This is a genomic window from Mucilaginibacter sp. (genome assembly GCF_041660805.1).
Lineage (GTDB): Bacteria > Bacteroidota > Bacteroidia > Sphingobacteriales > Sphingobacteriaceae > Mucilaginibacter.
The window spans coordinates 136,508-154,637 of sequence record NZ_JBAZVP010000004.1 but is presented as its reverse complement, the minus strand read 5'-3'; the positions used below and the strand labels follow the sequence as shown (position 1 = coordinate 154,637).

18 protein-coding genes are annotated in these 18,130 nt (G+C 41.5%); 6 read left to right on the top strand and 12 right to left on the bottom strand.

Annotated elements, in window-relative coordinates; translation table 11 throughout:
* The first annotated feature begins 127 nt into the window (after nucleotides 1–127).
* From WC743_RS07870 to dnaE, 5 genes are all read left to right on the top strand, one after another.
* Entirely contained in the window at nucleotides 128–1,873 is a 1,746-nt protein-coding gene (locus WC743_RS07870) for a DUF262 domain-containing protein (RefSeq protein WP_373011353.1), read from the top strand.
* 47 nt (nucleotides 1,874–1,920) lie between these two features.
* Nucleotides 1,921–3,018, top strand: coding sequence for a hypothetical protein (locus tag WC743_RS07865; RefSeq protein WP_373011352.1), 1,098 nt, complete (start codon nucleotides 1,921–1,923; stop codon nucleotides 3,016–3,018).
* A gap of 1 nt (nucleotide 3,019) precedes the next feature.
* Nucleotides 3,020–3,607, top strand: coding sequence for a tetratricopeptide repeat protein (locus tag WC743_RS07860; protein ID WP_373011351.1), 588 nt, complete (start codon nucleotides 3,020–3,022; stop codon nucleotides 3,605–3,607).
* Between the two features lie 329 nt (nucleotides 3,608–3,936).
* Nucleotides 3,937–5,094 carry a DNA polymerase IV gene (gene dinB / locus WC743_RS07855; RefSeq protein ID WP_373011350.1) on the top strand — a complete coding sequence of 386 codons (1,158 nt, stop codon included), beginning with the start codon at nucleotides 3,937–3,939 and terminating at the stop codon, nucleotides 5,092–5,094.
* A gap of 4 nt (nucleotides 5,095–5,098) precedes the next feature.
* Entirely contained in the window at nucleotides 5,099–8,041 is a 2,943-nt protein-coding gene (gene dnaE, locus WC743_RS07850; RefSeq protein WP_373011349.1) for a DNA polymerase III subunit alpha, read from the top strand.
* A 303-nt stretch (nucleotides 8,042–8,344) separates the two neighbouring features.
* Here dnaE and WC743_RS07845 read toward each other — a convergent pair whose 3' ends face one another.
* The 4 genes from WC743_RS07845 to WC743_RS07830 form a co-directional block, all read right to left on the bottom strand.
* Nucleotides 8,345–8,893, bottom strand: coding sequence for a hypothetical protein (locus tag WC743_RS07845; RefSeq protein ID WP_373011348.1), 549 nt, complete (start codon nucleotides 8,891–8,893; stop codon nucleotides 8,345–8,347).
* Nucleotides 8,894–8,950: 57 nt separating this feature from the next.
* Nucleotides 8,951–9,958: a DUF932 domain-containing protein gene (locus tag WC743_RS07840; protein ID WP_373011347.1), complete on the bottom strand. Its 1,008-nt coding sequence runs from the start codon at nucleotides 9,956–9,958 to the stop codon at nucleotides 8,951–8,953.
* 4 nt (nucleotides 9,959–9,962) lie between these two features.
* A complete protein-coding gene (locus tag WC743_RS07835) occupies nucleotides 9,963–10,130 on the bottom strand; it encodes a hypothetical protein (protein WP_373011346.1) in 168 nt (55 codons plus the stop codon).
* 213 nt (nucleotides 10,131–10,343) lie between these two features.
* Nucleotides 10,344–10,901, bottom strand: a complete 558-nt coding sequence (locus WC743_RS07830) for a hypothetical protein (RefSeq protein WP_373011345.1) — start codon at nucleotides 10,899–10,901, stop codon at nucleotides 10,344–10,346.
* 588 nt (nucleotides 10,902–11,489) lie between these two features.
* On the opposite strand from WC743_RS07830, the gene WC743_RS07825 reads away from it, so the two are divergent.
* Nucleotides 11,490–12,182: a hypothetical protein gene (locus WC743_RS07825; protein ID WP_373011344.1), complete on the top strand. Its 693-nt coding sequence runs from the start codon at nucleotides 11,490–11,492 to the stop codon at nucleotides 12,180–12,182.
* A 53-nt stretch (nucleotides 12,183–12,235) separates the two neighbouring features.
* Here the strand turns inward: WC743_RS07825 and WC743_RS07820 are convergent, their stop codons facing one another.
* The 8 genes from WC743_RS07820 to WC743_RS07785 form a co-directional block, all read right to left on the bottom strand.
* Nucleotides 12,236–12,409 carry a histone H1 gene (locus tag WC743_RS07820; RefSeq protein WP_373011343.1) on the bottom strand — a complete coding sequence of 58 codons (174 nt, stop codon included), beginning with the start codon at nucleotides 12,407–12,409 and terminating at the stop codon, nucleotides 12,236–12,238.
* A gap of 75 nt (nucleotides 12,410–12,484) precedes the next feature.
* Nucleotides 12,485–13,759 carry a hypothetical protein gene (locus WC743_RS07815; protein ID WP_373011342.1) on the bottom strand — a complete coding sequence of 425 codons (1,275 nt, stop codon included), beginning with the start codon at nucleotides 13,757–13,759 and terminating at the stop codon, nucleotides 12,485–12,487.
* Nucleotide 13,760: 1 nt separating this feature from the next.
* A complete protein-coding gene (locus tag WC743_RS07810; RefSeq protein ID WP_373011341.1) occupies nucleotides 13,761–14,831 on the bottom strand; it encodes a conjugative transposon protein TraM in 1,071 nt (356 codons plus the stop codon).
* Nucleotides 14,832–14,841: 10 nt separating this feature from the next.
* On the bottom strand, nucleotides 14,842–15,066 hold the full coding sequence (locus WC743_RS07805; RefSeq protein WP_373011340.1) for a hypothetical protein: 225 nt from the start codon (nucleotides 15,064–15,066) through the stop codon (nucleotides 14,842–14,844).
* Nucleotides 15,063–15,689 carry a conjugative transposon protein TraK gene (gene traK, locus WC743_RS07800; protein WP_373011339.1) on the bottom strand — a complete coding sequence of 209 codons (627 nt, stop codon included), beginning with the start codon at nucleotides 15,687–15,689 and terminating at the stop codon, nucleotides 15,063–15,065. Before traK ends, WC743_RS07805 begins: the two co-directional genes overlap by 4 nt.
* A gap of 47 nt (nucleotides 15,690–15,736) precedes the next feature.
* Nucleotides 15,737–16,948 carry a conjugative transposon protein TraJ gene (traJ, locus tag WC743_RS07795; RefSeq protein WP_373011338.1) on the bottom strand — a complete coding sequence of 404 codons (1,212 nt, stop codon included), beginning with the start codon at nucleotides 16,946–16,948 and terminating at the stop codon, nucleotides 15,737–15,739.
* A complete protein-coding gene (locus WC743_RS07790) occupies nucleotides 16,945–17,610 on the bottom strand; it encodes a TerB family tellurite resistance protein (RefSeq protein ID WP_373011337.1) in 666 nt (221 codons plus the stop codon). Before WC743_RS07790 ends, traJ begins: the two co-directional genes overlap by 4 nt.
* Nucleotides 17,597–18,130 carry a hypothetical protein gene (locus WC743_RS07785; RefSeq protein ID WP_373011336.1) on the bottom strand — a complete coding sequence of 178 codons (534 nt, stop codon included), beginning with the start codon at nucleotides 18,128–18,130 and terminating at the stop codon, nucleotides 17,597–17,599. The genes WC743_RS07790 and WC743_RS07785 overlap by 14 nt, the downstream gene beginning before the upstream one ends.

The following is an 18,130-nucleotide window of genomic DNA, read 5'->3' as shown; positions in this document are numbered from 1 at the left end:
TTACCCAGAAGTGACGTATGATAGTTTAAATGTGTTCAGATTTAATGAAGTATAGAAATGCCATTGTGAGTATACCTACTTGTAAATAATTATATATTTGAGAGATACTTAAACAATATAATCACGAATGAGTTACAACCCACCTATTTCAGTTAAACAAGCTATAGACAAAATTGACTATAACCAATATCTGTTACCAGCAATCCAAAGAGAGTTTGTTTGGAGTTCCACCCAAATAGAGCTATTGTATGACAGTTTAATGCGAAATTATCCGATAGGGTCATTACTAATGTGGAAAGTGCAAGGGGAAAACAAGGTAAATCATCGGTTTTATAGTGTCCTTAAAACGTTTAGAGAAAAGTATAGTATACACTGTAAGGAGGTAAACACCAACTCTATTCCTGACTTTGAAGCAGTATTAGACGGTCAACAGAGACTTACTGCCTTGTACATTGGATTGAAAGGCTCTTATGCTTATAAGCGAAAAAATTTTGCGTGGAAAGATAATGAGCATTCAATACCTACAAGAAAACTATATCTATGTCTATCAGAAGGTTCAATTGACGACGATGACAATGAAGATGGGAGGGTATATGATTTTAGATTTTTAACTAAAGAAGAATTAGATGGGTCTGAATACACTTGGTTTGAGACAAGTAAAATTTTGGAAATAAATGGAACGTTTGAATTAAATCAATACTTGAAAAAGCAAGGTTTTGATAATGATGAATACATTAGTAGCACCCTATTTAAATTATTTGATGTTGTCCATGTAAAAAATCTAATCAACTATTATTTAGAGGATGATCAAGATTATGATAAAGCATTAAATATCTTTATTAGAATTAATAGTGGAGGAGAAAAGTTATCATATTCGGATTTAATAATGTCCACAATTATTTCTGTCTGGAGTTCTAAAACTATTTCAGCTAGGGATGAATTCAATAACTTAATTGATGAAATTTGGAATTCAACCGAAATTGTAATTGATAAAGATTTGATTATTAGAACTTATTTGTTAATATTCAGTCAAAAGGATATAAAATTCAGGGTGACAAATTTTTCGGTAGAAAATGCTATCGAGTTTAAAAATAATTGGATTGCCATCAGAGAAGCTATCGTTGAAAGTATAGAGTTAGTTAAAAGTTTTGGCTATGTGGAACAAACTATTACATCTAAAAATGCTTTGCTTCCTATAATCCATTACTTATACATAAGCGGTAAGTCGAAACAGTTCAAAAATAAGGTTGCATATAGAGAGGATAGAGATTTAATAAAAAGATGGTTTCATACCGTTCTTCTAAAAAGAATATTTGGCGGTCAAGCTGACACTGTTTTAAAAATCATACGTGATGTAATCCAAGAACAAGTTAATACAGGTGCACAATTGTTTCCCGCTCCAGCGATAGCCAAAACATTATCCAAGACAAGGAAGTCAATAACAATGGATGACGAATCAATCGAAAATCTTTTGTACACTACATACGAAGATAGATATGCCTTTCCAATTTTAGCATTACTTTATCCTCATCTTGATTACAAGAATAATGATTTTAATAAAGATCATATTTTCCCTAAAAGTCAATTTAATAGCAAAAACTTAAAAAAGTTTAATATTGATTTAAACCAAGAAAACGGGAGTTATTATAGTGACAACTGGTGCTATAATGGAATTGTAAATCTGCAAATGTTTGATAGTAATGAGAATAAATCAAAGGGAGACAAGACATTTGAGGACTGGGTTAAGAGCTATCCAGTCGATTTTAAAAAGCAAATCTTACCGAATATCACAGAATTTTCTCGATTTAAGGAGTTTGTCGACCTTCGTTGGGAGATGCTTAAAGAAAGGCTTAAAAAAGAATTGACCTTTTGATCCTCTGAAAATAAATTCATTATTTAAAAAACTTAATTTACAAAGAAGTGACGACGAAGCAAACCTTTCACCCAACAAAGAAGCTACTCATTGAAGAAAAAGATTACAAGTTTTCAGGTTTAATTTTAACACAGGTAAGGAAATACCTTTACGACGAAAATGATAGATTAATTGAAGTAATAAGTTTAGACAAAAATGATAACTGTTTATACACTATCAAAAATGATTATAATGAAAAAGGGCAAAAATTTGCTGAATTAAAAATCTCTAAAAATCCAGAAGATAATACGGAACAATTTCACCTCTTCGACAGCGAAAACAGGATAATCAGCACATATGGTAAACTAGGTTCAGGACGCCAGTATGTACATGAATTTTCATATGGAAAAGCCGGAGAACAGATTGTTGCATCAATGGGGACTTTAGCCCAAGGGATTGATCTTTATAAGTTGTTTGAAAACGACTTAAAAAAGCAACAAAAGCCAATTGGAAATATTGAATCTATTTATCAAACGAACCCGCAATATGTTATAGATACCTTACAACTTTATTACTTCAATACAGTATTGTATTATGAAACTAAAATGGAACATTTCCAAAAATTAAAGATTTCTGGAAATCTAATGATGCCATTATCAGTAATTCAACATGCTGTGAGTTATAAAGAAAACAATGGCGTATATGAGTTCAAATTTAAAAGTGGTTTTTTGGGACTAGCATCTAAAGCGCCTTTTAAATTGCTTTTTAACGAAATAATCAAAGTTGGTTTTTCTGCGATTGACATTGATGATATGTATGAAAAATTTTATTCATCTAAAAATCCACTTCTTGTCAATTTATCTGAACGCTTTAAAGATTATGATATTTCGGTTAGTAAGCAGTTATATGAATTTATCCATAGACAGGAGTGTAACCCACAAAAAGACTGGACATTTTCTGAATTACGAACGGGCAACTGGAATTATAACTTATTGGCATTGAATGAAAAAGTTTGGGATACCGCTTTTGATAAAAAATACATAAATGAGATTTTTCATGAAGAGAAGGTTGATTTAGATAAGATTGAAGAGGGTAATTTAAAGGGTGATGGTCATAAACGTTACATAGAAAGAATAGATACTTTGATTGACGATAAATTAAGATAATATGTTTTGGGTAGGTAAAAAACACTTTGTAAGTATAGCCGATTATGAAGATCGCTTTATGGAAGTTAATCCAAAAGATTTAATGAGTCCGGCATTAATCGAGCTCCTATCAAGTATTCCTAAAGATGAGACATCTCGCTATACTATACAGGGCAATGAAAGGTATAGAAATAAGGATTATGAAAGCGCGGTAGACAATTACACCAAGGCTATCGAATTGAAATATGACAACATAGAAGCTTTATATTATAGAGGGCTCTGTTATATCAAATTGGAAAAGTATAACAATTGTGTAACTGATCTAACCAAAATCATAGATATACATCCTGACTTTGTTGAAGCCTATTTCTATCGAGCTAATGCTAGGGCTGCGTTACAAACCTTTAAACAATTAAAAGACGCTATTCTTGATTACTCAATTGTCCTTGAAGACAATGACAAAAATGGTCTATGCTATTATTTAAGGGGGTATTGTTATCTTCAACTTCAAAAAGATACCCTCGCTTATTCAGATTGGAAAAACGCAAAAGTTTTAGGGGTGGCGCAGGAAAGTGAAGCTAATTGGAAGAATGATTACCTCCATAAGTAAAGCGTTTCCTACACGCATTTTTTATTCTTAATATTAGAGTATACATTAAATTGTGGGCAAATAAATAGTATAAATCCTTCCTATTCCTCCGTAAGACGGGTATTTCACCTTAAATTCAGGCTATACAAGTGGGTAATCTAAATTTAAGAGTTATGAAAATTTTATATACAAGGGTTGTAAGCATGCGGTCTAGACCGCATGCTTACCCATTGTGTATCTAATTTACTGATAAGCACGCAAACAAAACAATTGTAAAAATTATTTTGTATTCATTTGGTAATTGCTAATATTTTTAGCATAATTTTGTAGCCCACAATTTAACGTACAGCATGGAAACTAACCGCCACATCATCCACATGGATCAGGATGCCTTTTTTGTATCGGTTGAGGTACGGAAAGACCCACGATTAATCGGAAAGCCTGTCATCATCGGCAGTCCTTCAGATCGTGGAGTAGTTGCGTCCTGTAGCTATGAGGCCAGGAAATTTGGGGTTCACTCCGCCATGTCCTCGCGGATGGCGCGAATGCTCTGCCCTCATGCGGTATGGATACGGGGCAATATGGACGAATATTCCAAGGCATCACATGAAATCACTGCAATTTTAAAAGAGCGGGTACCGCTTATTGAAAAGGCCAGTATTGACGAACACTATATTGATATGACGGGTATGGACCGTTTTCACGGCACCTTAAAATATGCCCATGAATTGCGGCAAAAAGTAATCACTGAAACCGGCCTGCCTATCTCGTTTGGACTGTCTGTAAATAAAACGGTTTCCAAAATGGCCACTAACGAATGCAAGCCAAACGGAGAACTGAATATCGAACAGCCCGGTGTACAACCATTTTTGAATCCTCTGTCCATTCGTAAAATTCCCGGTCTTGGCGAAAAGACTTTTATTAAGTTGAGTGATATGGGTATCAAACGAATCCATGCACTAACGCTGGTTCACCCGGATTACATGAAAAGCATTCTTGGTAAAAACGGGTTGTGGCTTCTTCAGAAAGCAAAGGGCATTGATAACTCACCGGTGATCCCTTACCAGGAACAAAAAAGCATTGGAACACAATGTACTTTTAAAGCGGATAGTATTGATGTCGAAACCATTAATCACCTGCTGACCTCGATGGTAATGGACCTTGCCTTTGAACTCCGGCAAAAACAAAAGCTTTGTGCTTGTTTAACCGTGACTATCCGCTATTCCACATTTGAAGATGTGACCAAACAGGCTACAATTCCCTATACGTCATTGGACAGTGTGCTGATCAAAAAAACAAAAGAATTATTCCGGGAACTTTATCAAAAAAGGATTTTATTGCGTTTGGTAGGTGTCCGGTTATCCAACCTTGTCAATGGCTTTGAGCAGATCGACCTTTATACTGAATCAGAGGAACAGTACAGCTTATGCCAGGCGCTGGATAAAATCCGCAGGCGTTTTGGCCCGCAATCTATTAAGCTGGCATCAGGTATTGATTTAAATCTTTAAGATTATGTACCTGAATGTCCACTCCCAATATAGCCTCCGTTATGGCACGATGTCCATACCAAAACTGGTAGAAGAAGCACTTTCCAGGGGTATTACCCAAATGGTGCTGACAGATATCAATAACTCTACAGGGATTATGGAATTCATGCGGGAATGTGACGATAAAGGAATTAAACCCATTGCCGGGCTTGAATTTCGTAAGGATAAAAAATTGCTCTTTATCGGAATTGCCAAAAGCAAGGAGGGTATGCGGGAATTGAATGAATTCCTGTCGGAGCATAACCTGGAGCAAAAAGAGTTGCCAGTAACGGCCCCTGCATTCAGGTATGCCTTTACCATATATCCTTATAGCTATGCAGGTGAGTTAAAGGACAATGAATACCTGGGCATACGCTTTGATGAACTACACCTGCTTTATAAAAAAGACTTATTGAGCATTAAGGAAAAGCTGGTCGCACTGCAGCCTGTCTTTGTCGCGGATAAACTGGAGTACAGGTTGCATGAATATTTGAGAGGTATTGACCTCAATGCGCTGCTTACTATGGTATCGCCGGAGGATAAGTGCAAACCAACTGATATGTTCCTTGCACCTGGTAAACTCGAAGCCAACTATGCCAAATATGCTTTTATTTTGGACAATACCCGCAACCTGATGAACCGCTGCGTCATGGATTATCCAAAGGGAAGGATCAACCTGAACCGTAAAACCTTCTCGGGCAATAAAAAGAATGACCGGGAACTGCTGGAAAAACTGGCGCTCAGCGGCATGGAATACCGGTATGGAAAGAACAATAAAGAGGCATTAAAGAAAGTTAAGCACGAACTAAAAGTCATCTATGAACTGGACTTTTGCGCTTATTTCCTGATCACCTGGGATATTATTCGTTATTCAACTTTACAGGGTTATTATCATGTAGGCCGTGGTTCCGGCGCTAACAGCATTGTCGCATATTGCCTGCGGATCACGGATGTTGATCCCATAGAACTGAACTTATATTTTGAGCGCTTTTTAAATGCTCAAAGAACTTCACCTCCCGATTTTGATATTGATTATTCCTGGGATGAACGGGAAGACGTACAGGATTATATTTTCAAGCGTTATGGCAGCCAACATACCGCTTTGCTTGGCACCATGTCCACATTTAAGGATCGGAGTATCATCAGGGAAATTGGCAAAGTGATGGGCCTGCCCAAATCTGAAATTGATGGCTTTACCGACCAGCGGCGGGCTGCATTCAACCGGGATAATGTCGTTTTTAAGAAGATTACCGCCATTCATCAAATGATGGCGAATATGCCCAACCAACGTTCTATCCACGCGGGTGGCGTACTCATTTCTGAAGAACCCATTACATACTATACTGCGCTGGATCTGCCGCCAAAAGGAATGGCAACCGTACAATGGGATATGTACGAAGCGGAAAAGATCGGCTATGATAAATATGATATATTAAGCCAGCGCGGAATAGGGCATATTAAACAGGCCGTTAAGCTGATCGAAGAAAACCAGCAACGGAAAATCGATATTCACCAGGTCAAAGCTTTCATGAAAGACCCGGTCGTAAATGCGCAACTCAAGTCCGGAAATACAATTGGCTGTTTCTATATCGAATCCCCGGCCATGCGGCAACTCATCCGCAAGCTGGACTGTGATAATTACCTGACCTTAGTTGCTGCAAGTTCGATCATCCGTCCGGGTGTCGCCAGTTCAGGTATGATGGGAACCTATATCAAGTATCACCATGCGCCCGAACAAGTAAAATATTTACACCCCGTAATGGAGGAACAATTGAAAGAGACCTACGGAGTAATGGTCTATCAGGAAGATGTGATCAAAGTTTGCATTCATTTTGCCGGGATGGATGGCACAGATGCCGATATTTTGCGCAGGGGAATGAGCGGTAAATACCGCTCAAAAATAGAATTTGACCGGCTGGTGGAGAGGTTTCATGTAGAAGCTGTAAAGCTGGGGCGGCCTGAAGAAATAGTTAAAGAAGCCTGGCGACAGGTTTCGTCGTTTGCAGGTTATAGTTTTTCCAAGGCGCACTCTGCCAGTTTTGCTGTTGAAAGCTACCAAAGCCTGTTTTTAAAAACGTATTACCCGAGGGAATTCATGGTGGCAGTGCTGAATAATTATGGGGGATTTTACAGCAGGTTCCTGTATGTCCTGGAACTGCGAAAATCGGGTGCTATGGTTCACCTCCCTTGTGTAAATCATAGTGACAGTACGGTAAACATTACCGGCGTTGATGCCTATCTCGGCTTTGTTGGTGTACATGCGTTGGAGCAGGCTTTTATCGACCGTATTCCTGACGAACGCAGGCAAAACGGGCCCTTTCAAAACATGGAGGATTTGATCAAACGTACAGGACTTGGATTGGAACAAACGATCATCCTGATCCGTGTCGGTGCTTTACGGTTTACCGGGCAAAGCAAAAAGGAGTTGCTTTGGAAAGTGCACCGGCTGTTTGATACCGATGCGAAGCCGACGAATGAGTTAGTGCTTTTTAATGTGGAAGCGAAAAATTACCAGTTGCCTGAACTGGTAAACACCCAACTGGAAAATGCCTATCATGAGTTAGAGATCCTGGGATTCCCTGTGAGTATGTCAATGTTTGATTTGCTGGAAACAGAATACCGTGGTGAAATAAATGCGGGCGATTTGGTTAACCACATCGGGCAGACTGTTAGGATGGTGGGATTATTTATTTGTGAAAAAACTGTGCCTACCAAAAACAATAAAATCATGTGGTTCGGCACTTTTCTGGATGCGGATGGCAATTTTTTCGATACCACCCATTTCCCCAATACAACAACCGGGTATCCTTTCAGGGGAGCAGGTTGCTACCTGATCATGGGGAAAGTTGTTGAAGACTTTGGCTTTCCGAGTTTAGAGGTAATGAAAATTGAAAAGCTATCAATATTGGGTAATCCAGTCATGGAATAAATAACGAGAAACGAAATATCCTCTTTAAATACTATTACGGTTTTTTGAAAAATTGTTGCACCGGCTATTAGAGTAACCGGACGTAGTTGAATGATTTCATTGTGATAAGTATTTAGCTCACCTAATGCACTTAAAACAAGGTGGTTATTATACAATATTGAAATAATATTTTACTCTGGCTATCATTTGTGGTAGTCTAAATTTCTGATAGGCAATTTCTACGTTAGTAAGAAAAATTAAACGGAGTTTACTTGCGGCAGCAACGCCCGTCTGTTGCGGAGCAACAGCGGGCGATTTTGGATTTTATCTTATTTCGACGATTAACCCATCTTGGCAATCTGCGGCTTCTGCTTCGGCATCGTAGCGGTTTTCAAATAGACGGTTATTACCATCTTCGTCCGTAACAATGGTAGCATGTTCAGGCCCACCATGCAATTCCAATACGAGGTAGTTATAACTTGTTTCATCAATAGCTTGAACTGGCAAGTAAAACAGGCTTATCGCATAGGTGAATTTTGGTGATTGTGCTTTATAAGTACCGTATTGCTCCAAACAATGATTGGTAAACAAAGCTAAATAACCTCCAAAAAGTTGTTCGGAAAATAGATTACTACTTTTAACCAAACTCTTGCCCTGTCTTTTGATAATACTATTAGCCTGTTCCGAAAGGGTTAGCCATTGATGATAACTAAGAAAAGGATTGCTCCAATTGGCTTTTAATGCATCTTGCTCATTGGTTACCTTATCGGCCATGGTTTGGGTATATTCTAAAAATGCAGGAATTTCATTTTTGAAAAGGTCAAATATAATTTTCGCTTTATCTACGTTAGTAAGCTGATCTATCGTTTTCATGATGTTTACAGTTAAATAGATGATAAATAACAAGGGGATATTCTCCCCCTGTCCGGATTAATTAAGCATTAAGGCACTACCGCCATTTTTGGCAAATTCGGTGCAAAGGTTAAAAGCTGTTTGCGCCCGGTCTTGTCCAGTTCCGTACATGATGGATTTAAATTTACTTTCATCATCACGGTAGTTACGGACATTTTGGTAGTAGCCAGTCACCGCGTTATACGTCCCAAACAGAGTTCCTTTCACAGAGCTTTCCTGCTGGCTATCTGCGGTCATGGCGTAATCAAACACACTTGATACCATGTTGTTGTAATGGCTTGATAATTCTTCATCCTTGCCTGTTTTCAGCTTTTCGTAAGTTTCCTTGTTCGGTATCATCGCTAATTGTATCAGCCGTTTGACCTGCGGGTCTGTTATCCTTACCCTTGCCCAACGGTTAAAGATGGCTTCTAACTCTATTGATAATTGGTCGGATATACCCAACATTTTATGCGCTGATTTCAGTTTTTCGGCGGCACTGGCGGTATGCCGTATTTTAATGCAGTTACTGCAATTGTTCAGTGCGGCATTTAAGGTATTTGAACACCAAATCCTGACTGGTGTAAAGGCGATAGTGATACTACCCAAACCGTCATGAGTTGATGTCAAAAAAAGGTACTGGTCAATCAGGTCGTTCCGCCCGACTTTAATATAGTCGGGCAGTTTTGCAGTTATAAAAATGGTTTCACCGTAACCTAACGCACCGGCGGTTTCATAGCGAATGCCACCGTTACCACCTACGATGCTGTCAAAAAAGCTAAAAGCTTCTGTGTTTTGAATCACTTCGTAATCCTTGCCTATCTTATCGCCTAATATCGCTTCGGTATCAGTTCGGAACGTGTAAAAACTATTGTCGGAAATAATGTTGTTGCCACTTGGCAGGATATGTAGATTAGGGCGTTTCATCACCTCGAAATCTAAACCCGCCTGTATCATGGCTTCGGCGCTTGTCGCATTTTTTGCAATGCTCGTCCCTAAGATGTGCCATACTTTGGGCTTTACTATGTTATTGCTATAATTTGTCATGGCTTTACTTTTTAGTGTTTAATGGGATAATTTTAGTTTCCAAAACCTCTATGTTTGGCGTACTGCTTACGTTTAACATGGTTTTGGCTTGGAATTCTGCAATAGCATCATGGATGCTTTTATGGGTGGTTCTGATGCCCACCTTTATCAATAAAAAAATGCTTTTTTTCATGCTTGCTATTGATAAGCGTTTAAAAATTCGTTAAACTCAAATTGAAATAGGGCTGGATTGTCTTTTGCTAATTCCTGCGCATAACCGACCCAATAAATCTGATTTGTTAATTCGATGAAAATCTCTAACATTGCTTTAGAATTTAGAATGGTTTAACCATTTTGAAATATGCCCTATGTACTCTGAATACATAGGGCATTTCCATTTGCACACTCAAAAAGGAATAACAATACCGGCTTCAACTTCGGCCAATTTGTCGATACAAAGCTGTTTTACCTCGTGGGCGACATAAGCGATAATGTAAGGGTTCTTGGTAACGAACTCGTTGCCGTCATCATCTGAAATCACCAGTTCACAACGCTGAAAACGGCTATCGCTTGCCATATCGTCTTTATCATCGTTTTGGGCAATGGTGAAACTGTCGAGGTTGCCGATGGTGTTTTGCAGTTTGTTTTTTTGAGCGATTTTCTTGCTCAATGCTTCCACCACTTTCACGGTATCGGCCAACTTGCGTTCCTGCTGTTCCCTTAACTGTTCTTTAATTTCCCGTTTGGTCGGCTCGGCTTGTGGTTTGGCTTCCTCTGCCTGTGGTGCAGGTGTTTCGGCTTTGGGCTCTTCCTTTTTCGGCTCGTCCTTTTTATCGTTAAAGGCAGTGCTTACAGGCAGGTTATTGACTTTTTGCCCGTTACCTGCGCCATCTGTCTTGTTGGTTGTGGCGTTATTATCAGCTTTGTTAACTATACCGTTTGTTTTAACTTCTGTGGTTTTCATGATTTTTTAATTTTAAATGGTTACTAAATTTTACTCCTTACTGTGATGGTCTCCGGTCTGTGCTGTTTCCGCCGTGCCGGGGGCGCCCTGCTTTTCTGTGTGTCCATATCCGTTATGCTTTTCAAAGTCACCCTCGGCTGAAGCCTCCGGTGGCTTTTTGTAAGCACCCTGACCTGAACACGGCGGGCTGAAGGGCAAGACTTTGCGGAAAAAAATACGACCCCGGAGCGCAGCGGAGAGGGTGGAGATTTTTTTCCAGCAAACCCGCAGGGCCCCGGTCTTGACATGCAGGCCCGGCGTTCAGAAATTTGCTTGCGAAAAAGCCAGTGGAGAAAATGGGAGGAGTTAAAGAAAGGTGATAAATAGCCGCAAAAAATCCTGGTGATTTGGGCGATGCGCCAGCGAAGCCCAAATCACCAGGTGTTTTAAAACGCAGTGAAGCGGCTGAGTGGAACTAAGCGGCTGGAACTGCTGACTTAAGTCAATTGTAGATTGAGATTATTAAAATGTTGTTAATAACAACATTTTAATATAAAAATAAAGTTGTATTTTTGATTTTGTTTATTAGCTTTACAAAAAAATAAGGCTATGAGCACAATTTTACAAATTGAAAAGCTATCGAAAGTATATTCTGAAGAGGAAATTAAGAGAATAGATGAAGCTGTTCGCGAATGGAACACATCTGATCGTATTGAATTTAAAATACAGAGTACAGTAATTTCTGGAGTATTTAAAAGTGTTGCAGTCCGGGTGAGCCAACCATTTAATGAATCTGGAATATATTTAGATAGGGCAACTTTAATAAGTAAAACGGAAGCCATTTTTAAGCCATTTCTATATGGCCGGATGCTTTATGTTGATGCTCATCCGTATAAGCCGGTAATAATAGATATTGTAACGCCAGAATGGCTGGAAAAGAGAATGGTGGAACGCGGTGTAAGGGTAAAAGATATAGCCATAGATACAGGCATTGACAGAACAAGTCTATCGGGTTGGATTAGTGGATTGCGGCCTATGTCACAACCGGTTAGGGCCATGTTTTACTTCTATCTCATAAGGCCAGCCGATAAACATAATTTAGTATCAGCATTTTACTACGATTTGTCGAAGGCTGAAATTGGCACAGTTATTAAAGTTGTAACTAACTATCTTCCCGAGATTGAAATAAGACCTATGTTAATCAGAAAGGCAAATGAGTTAAATTGCCAAGTTTCCATAGGGGACTTTTCCTCAGAAATAGCAGAAATTAAGTTTGTTGAAAAGAGGTGGATTACTGCATAATTAAGCCCTGCCAAACGTTGGCAGGGCTTCCAAAATAGTTTATTTACTGTGAATTATTTTGTGTTTTTCTTTTCCGTAACGGCTGTGCGTACCTCCTGTGCCGTTACTTTGAGTTGCTGCATCGTATTGCGCAGCCTTGTTCCCGCTGCATTGTTCCCTTTGTTGAATTTCTCCGCGTCAGCTTCTGCGGAAGCGATTAACTCCTTTAATTTTGCGATCTGCTCCATAATAAAATAATGATTTAAAAAGTGAATAATAATTGTTTGTTCCTTTTTGAAAAGCCGCAAAGATAACTTTCCGGTCTATACACTCATACCGTGTTCTTGTTCTTTTTCCTTGCCCTTCCCTTTGCCTACCTGTAGGGTTTGGTCCAGTTTCGGTTCCTTTAAGAACTGTTCCCGCTTTTCGGGCTTGCCATCTTCTTTGAAGAAATTTAACTGGCTGTAACGCGGCACGGCTTCCATAAACAGCTTGGTATCCTGTCCCTCTTTAACAGTTGTTACTAATGGACGATTACCATTTTCCAGGGTTTGAATTAAAGCTTCCTTCTTTTGCGGGTCGCTCAGTTCCTTGATCTGGTACTTATCCAATACTTTTTCCAGTTCAAAACCATAGGTTGGTACATGGTACTGGTTCGTCTGGTAATTCTGATAACGATCTTTCGGGCTGTCCATATCCAGCTTGATCCAGGCAGCATAACCCTGTCCGCCCAGGTTCAGCAGGTCATTGCGGAAAACAGACCGGCCCTGTATCAGGTTAGCGGCCTGCTCCGCGGTAAAGCCCCTGCCACGTTCTACGAAGAAAGTTTGTGTTTGGGCGGGTGTACGGAATGTGCGCTGGAAATCCTTGGCTACATAATTAACCTTGCCTTTTTCCATTTTGGCCAGTTCCACCTTATTGGCCGCATCTTTGCCTACTGCCAACTCACTGTTGCCTTTTTGTTCTTTGAAGAAACTGATGGCCTCGGTTACATTTTCAAAGGACTTCACCAGGTTCTTGCCCGGTGCCTGCGCATTGGGCGTGATGACCATGTATTTTTGTCCATCTTCCAAACCCTTGCCTGTATTCAGGGCCACTTCGTATTTATTAAAAAAGTAATTTTCGGACTGGCCCGATTGCCTGAAATGGAGTGTGAGGTCAACCTGCCCCTTAGCACCGTTGACTTTATCGTTCAGCGTAAATTCCGGTACGCCTTTCTCGATCTGTTTTTCCATTTCGGCTGCCACTTTATCCTTAAAGCCCAGCTTTTTCAATTCCTCTTTGAGGTTTTCTAAATTGTTTCTGTTCATATCCTGATGATTAGTTAATGAATTCGCTTGTTTTAATTCTTCCAGTAATTGGTCGATGTGCCGGTAGTAAACGGGATATTCATCGCCCCCACCCGGCAGGTACCCTAAACCTGACTTTGCATCCAAATAGTCGAGAGCTTCACCGATGGTGTCAAATAAATTTAGTTGATGCGGTTGTAAATCCATGTCTGCGGGCCGCAGTTCAAACACGATGTGATTTAACCCGATATCCTGGGCATCTTCGAGCATTGCGATAATGACCTGTGCATGTTTGGTTTCCAGCTGCATATCAGGACTTATTAACGCGAAGCAACAAGGTTTCACCACCTTTGAGCTTTACCCGTATCTTCCTGACCTTTTTGCCGAGTAAACCTTTAGCCGCCGAAATGCCCGCTGTCGCCGCCTGTGTGCTCAAACTGTTGTCCATGCTCAAAAACTGCATACTTTCCAATGCCCCGTTCGCGCCGCTGCCCGCCGCCTCGCCCAGTTCTGCTTCCGGCGCCGCAATGCCCGCCATGCCGTCCAGCGAAAAGACGGTGAGATTTACAGGGATAATCGCGGTGCCTAAACGGATATTCCGGATGTCCAGTAACAGGCGCTGATTGGTGATTGTACACGAACCGAACACCGTTTGGCCCTTTGGAATAATAATGCCGTTGATCCTGATCGTATCCTGTAAACGCAATTTGACCACGCCGCCCGGTGCCACTTTCTGGTTGCCGTCAATCACGGCGGGAATGGCCTTGAATGCGCTGTCTTTTACAACCGGCTTATTAATTGGCTGTTGTTCCTTTACTATGGCCGGATTCTGAATGGCCATGATCTTATCGAGCATAGTATTGAGCTGCTGCATTTGCGGATCGGGTTCATTCGCCTGCTGTTTTTGCTTCAGCAATTTTTCCAGGCGTTCCAGGTCTGCTGATCTGGCATCGGCCCCGTCGTCCACCGCTGACGGCCTAGATACCGGTGAGGGCTGGCTGATCTGTTTGTTGATTTGAGCCAGGCGTTCTTTGATCTTTGCTTCATTATCCACCGCGCTATTAGCGAGAGTTGTTGGATGCCGCGAGTATTTGGTCGTATCCCATCCTAAAGCGGCAAATGCACCCGCGGCAGATTTTGATTTTGCCGATGCGGAATCACGTTGCGCCTTGTCATACACCGTCATTTTGTTTTTGGCATCGTCCTTTTGCAATTGCGGGCCTGGTAACTGGGTATTGATCCCTTTATTAATTAATTCCGCTTGCGCATTTGTTTCGCCCTTGCCGCCGCCGAGCGCATAGAAGCCTAATGCCATAAATGGCAGGACTAAAAGCGGCAGAAAGAGCAGCATTTTTCGTTTCCGTTCTTCTTGTGTTGTCATATCTTATTGGTTAAAAGTGAATAATAGCTTTCAAGAGCAGAAGCAAGCAACCACCGCCGAATAGCAGGCAGAAAAGGGCTAAAGCGATGATCTTCGAGCTGCGGTTCCAGTATTGTGTCTTCCTACTCAGGTAAGCTGCCGCTTTTCTTTGCTTTTGCTCTATAGATTGCCTGACCTGGATGTTAAAGGCGCTTTCCACGCGATTACCTGTTTTTCTTTTTCTGAATAAATTCATGGCGTGTTCTTTTTTTCCTGTTCATCATTGTTTTGCAGTATTTCCCAGCCCTGTATCAGAAAGCCGTGCGGGTTATTGTCCGTTTCGGTTTTCAGGTCGCTGACTTTTCCTTTTGTGATGAGTTTACGGGTCACCGTACTGCTGGCCCTGACCAGTTTTTCAGTAGCATAACAGGTAAAGCCATAAGGATAGCTATCCAGGTCTAAGCGGATACTGTCGATGTTTACCTGCTGGTTGATATTACCGGAGATCAGGTTATTGAAATACCCTGCCTCTTTTAAATTATCATAAGCGGCCTTCGCACTCCCGTCGGCCAAATACAAAGCTTTGGTAACCGTAGCATCGATCTGCTTGTCATCCGGCACCAGGGTGAAGAAATCCTCGTGAAAAGTCCTGATATGGTCGCGCAATTCTACCGGCAGGTTCGTTTTCCGGTCGGACGCGATAGCTTCCAGCACTTTGCCGTTGTACAGGATATGCACCCTATTCTGCGCTTTATTGACGATATCATAGCTTTTATAGATACAAAAGCAAAGCGTAACCATATTTGCCAGTAACAGAAAAGTGCTGAATAGCTTGATGTGCTTAAACGCGGTGTCTATATTTTTGAATTGTTGAAACATAAGGCCCCCAGCCCCCTAAAGGGGGAGTTAAATGGTTAATAAATTGGTTAACTGCTTTTACCGGATAGTTTATCCTTTTGATAATTATTGTTTCCTGCGCTATTCCATCCATCCTTGAAGTCGCGCGGCATGTTTAGGATATTGCTTCGGGCTTGTTCTGCGCGGTTGCCTATTGTAGCCGCAGCATCAGGGGCCATACTTACTGTTGTGGTGGCCACACTTGTTACTTTATTTAGAAGACCATTGCCGCCATGCGCGTGTATGACATAATTGGCCACGCTCGGTACAGAGAAATAACCCACAATGCCAATACAGAGAAAAATTAGGTAACAGGTATCGGTCGGGCTGAAGAAAGTATCGCCTGCGCTTTGTATCTGCGAAATATCCAGCTTGATCATTTGCTGCTGTACCTGCCCGATAATACTGCCGAATATGTTGGCGATAGGCAGCCATAAAAAGATATTGATATACCTGGCTACCCATTGCTGCAAGGAATGCTGTAATCCGTCGAAGACAGCAAAGCCGAATACGAGCGGCCCTAAAATGGCCAAAACGATCAGGTAAAAAGTGCGTAAAGTATTGATGCAAAGAATAGCCGCCGCATAAACCACCTGCAAAATTTCAGACATCCACTGCTTGATGTTGTTCTTGAAATTGTACTGCATTTTATCCATCCAGAATTTCACATCGTTACCTAAACCGGAAAAGGTGCCCTCGTTCTGGTCATTGGGATCGTCGGGGTGCGTGTATTTATACCACTTGTCCCGGTCACCGCTGCCATCATCGCCCACATACATCTGGTAGCTTGAGCTATTTTTGATCGCATCCTGCTTTTGTTTGAGTAAAAGCGTTATCGAGTTGTCTGAATTGGTGACCATTGTGCCGGTCGCCGATACAATGGGCTGCATCACCCCGTTCATGAGCGAGATGACCATTGGAAACAGCATGATCGCCATGCCCAGAGCGAAGGGGCGCAACAGCGGATAGAAATCGAGCGGCTCCGCCTGCGCGATCTGCCGCCATACCCGCGAGGCGATATACCACAAGGCCGCAAATCCAGCTATGCCCCGCGAGGCATCAATGAGATTACTGCACATCGGGATCATTTGGTTATATACGTTATCCAGTACCGGCTGCATTCCTTTTAAGCTGCTCGTGATATCCTGCGCCTGGCTTAAATAGGGCAAAAGCAGCAAAACCATTAAGCCCCCCAGCCCCCTGAAAGGGGAGCTTTTGAATAGTATTCTTAATTTTTTCATGGGTATAAGGTTTTTAAGTTATTGACCTCGTTCCGTTCCTGTTGCCGCTGTAAAAGCAGGACATGGGCGCGCCTGTTAAAATCCCGCAGAAAACTTAGCTTGTCATTACTGGAAGCATAAATGCGGTCGATAGCCGACAGGCGCTCATCATCCGACATCCTTAATTTGGAAGCGGTCAGGATATTGGCAAGGTCGTTCACGTCATTCAATGCCGCGCTGGTCAACAGTGCATAAACCCTGGCCAGATAATCCAGCTCCCCGGAACTAAAACTTCCGCTGCCTTGAAATTGGCGGTATGCTTTTTTGTATTCTGACAGGATGCTGGCCTCATCTGCAATGATATCCGCTACCCGTGCGTATTTCGCGACCTCGGGATTGACCTGTAACAAACCATCCAAAAAGACGGAATGCAGGTTGAAATTACCCTGCGACAGGTTTTTGACCTGCTGGTAACCTTGCGTAAGGATGGAATATCCCTGCTGCATATCTGATAAGATGGCTTTAAATTGCGTTAGCTTTTCAATATCGAAGATCAGCTGCATCATATCCTGGTCCTGCGCTTTTGAGGGCTGAAAGCTAAAAGCGCAAAGCATAAAGCAAATAAGCCCCGCCCAAACCCTTCCCGGCAGGGAGGGCTTTAAAAGTTCCTTAATTGATCTCATAATACCTCCCTGATGATAGTACGTCCTGCAATTCCCGGTTGCGCTGGAGCAATAGCATCCTGACGTTATTACAGAAAGATTGTGTAAAGGCATATTTGTCTTTCACTCTAAAATAGATGTAATCCAACCGGTTGATGCGCTCATCATCGCTCATTTGGGCCTCGCCGCTGGTGAGGACTAACTGCAGTTCGGTTAAGTCCTTATCGCATTCAGCCAGTACTTTAGCTTCGACCTGTGCGATATATTTCCGGTTACCCTCATCCAGGCCGGTCAGGCTGTTCAGGTGGTCAAATTGCCCCGGAATCTGCACTGCATAGCTGATGATGGTATCCGCCTTTGGATTGTCCTTAATCTCCGGGTTGACGGTTCTTAATGAACTGTAATAAGCCGAATGCAGGCCGTGTTCGCTTTTGATGTATGCGCCAATATTGCCCAGGCCACTCCGCGAGATTTGATAACCCTGTTTGACGTAGATGCTATATTGCGCTACAGCCGCGATTTGCTGTAACAGGTATTTCAT

Bases quoted from the DNA above. Each gene is read 5' to 3' on its own strand.
- WC743_RS07785 (WP_373011336.1), bottom strand. From the start codon at position 18,130: ATGAAATACCTGTTACAGCAAATCGCGGCTGTAGCGCAATATAGCATC.
- WC743_RS07805 (WP_373011340.1), bottom strand. From the start codon at position 15,066: ATGAATTTATTCAGAAAAAGAAAAACAGGTAATCGCGTGGAAAGCGCC.
- WC743_RS07840 (WP_373011347.1), bottom strand. From the start codon at position 9,958: ATGACAAATTATAGCAATAACATAGTAAAGCCCAAAGTATGGCACATC.
- WC743_RS07820 (WP_373011343.1), bottom strand. From the start codon at position 12,409: ATGGAGCAGATCGCAAAATTAAAGGAGTTAATCGCTTCCGCAGAAGCT.
- traK (WP_373011339.1), bottom strand. From the start codon at position 15,689: ATGTTTCAACAATTCAAAAATATAGACACCGCGTTTAAGCACATCAAG.
- WC743_RS07790 (WP_373011337.1), bottom strand. From the start codon at position 17,610: ATGAGATCAATTAAGGAACTTTTAAAGCCCTCCCTGCCGGGAAGGGTT.
- WC743_RS07815 (WP_373011342.1), bottom strand. From the start codon at position 13,759: ATGCAGCTGGAAACCAAACATGCACAGGTCATTATCGCAATGCTCGAA.
- traJ (WP_373011338.1), bottom strand. From the start codon at position 16,948: ATGAAAAAATTAAGAATACTATTCAAAAGCTCCCCTTTCAGGGGGCTG.
- WC743_RS07825 (WP_373011344.1), top strand. From the start codon at position 11,490: ATGAGCACAATTTTACAAATTGAAAAGCTATCGAAAGTATATTCTGAA.
- dnaE (WP_373011349.1), top strand. From the start codon at position 5,099: ATGTACCTGAATGTCCACTCCCAATATAGCCTCCGTTATGGCACGATG.
- WC743_RS07845 (WP_373011348.1), bottom strand. From the start codon at position 8,893: ATGAAAACGATAGATCAGCTTACTAACGTAGATAAAGCGAAAATTATA.
- WC743_RS07870 (WP_373011353.1), top strand. From the start codon at position 128: ATGAGTTACAACCCACCTATTTCAGTTAAACAAGCTATAGACAAAATT.
- WC743_RS07830 (WP_373011345.1), bottom strand. From the start codon at position 10,901: ATGAAAACCACAGAAGTTAAAACAAACGGTATAGTTAACAAAGCTGAT.
- WC743_RS07860 (WP_373011351.1), top strand. From the start codon at position 3,020: ATGTTTTGGGTAGGTAAAAAACACTTTGTAAGTATAGCCGATTATGAA.
- WC743_RS07810 (WP_373011341.1), bottom strand. From the start codon at position 14,831: ATGACAACACAAGAAGAACGGAAACGAAAAATGCTGCTCTTTCTGCCG.
- WC743_RS07835 (WP_373011346.1), bottom strand. From the start codon at position 10,130: ATGAAAAAAAGCATTTTTTTATTGATAAAGGTGGGCATCAGAACCACC.
- dinB (WP_373011350.1), top strand. From the start codon at position 3,937: ATGGAAACTAACCGCCACATCATCCACATGGATCAGGATGCCTTTTTT.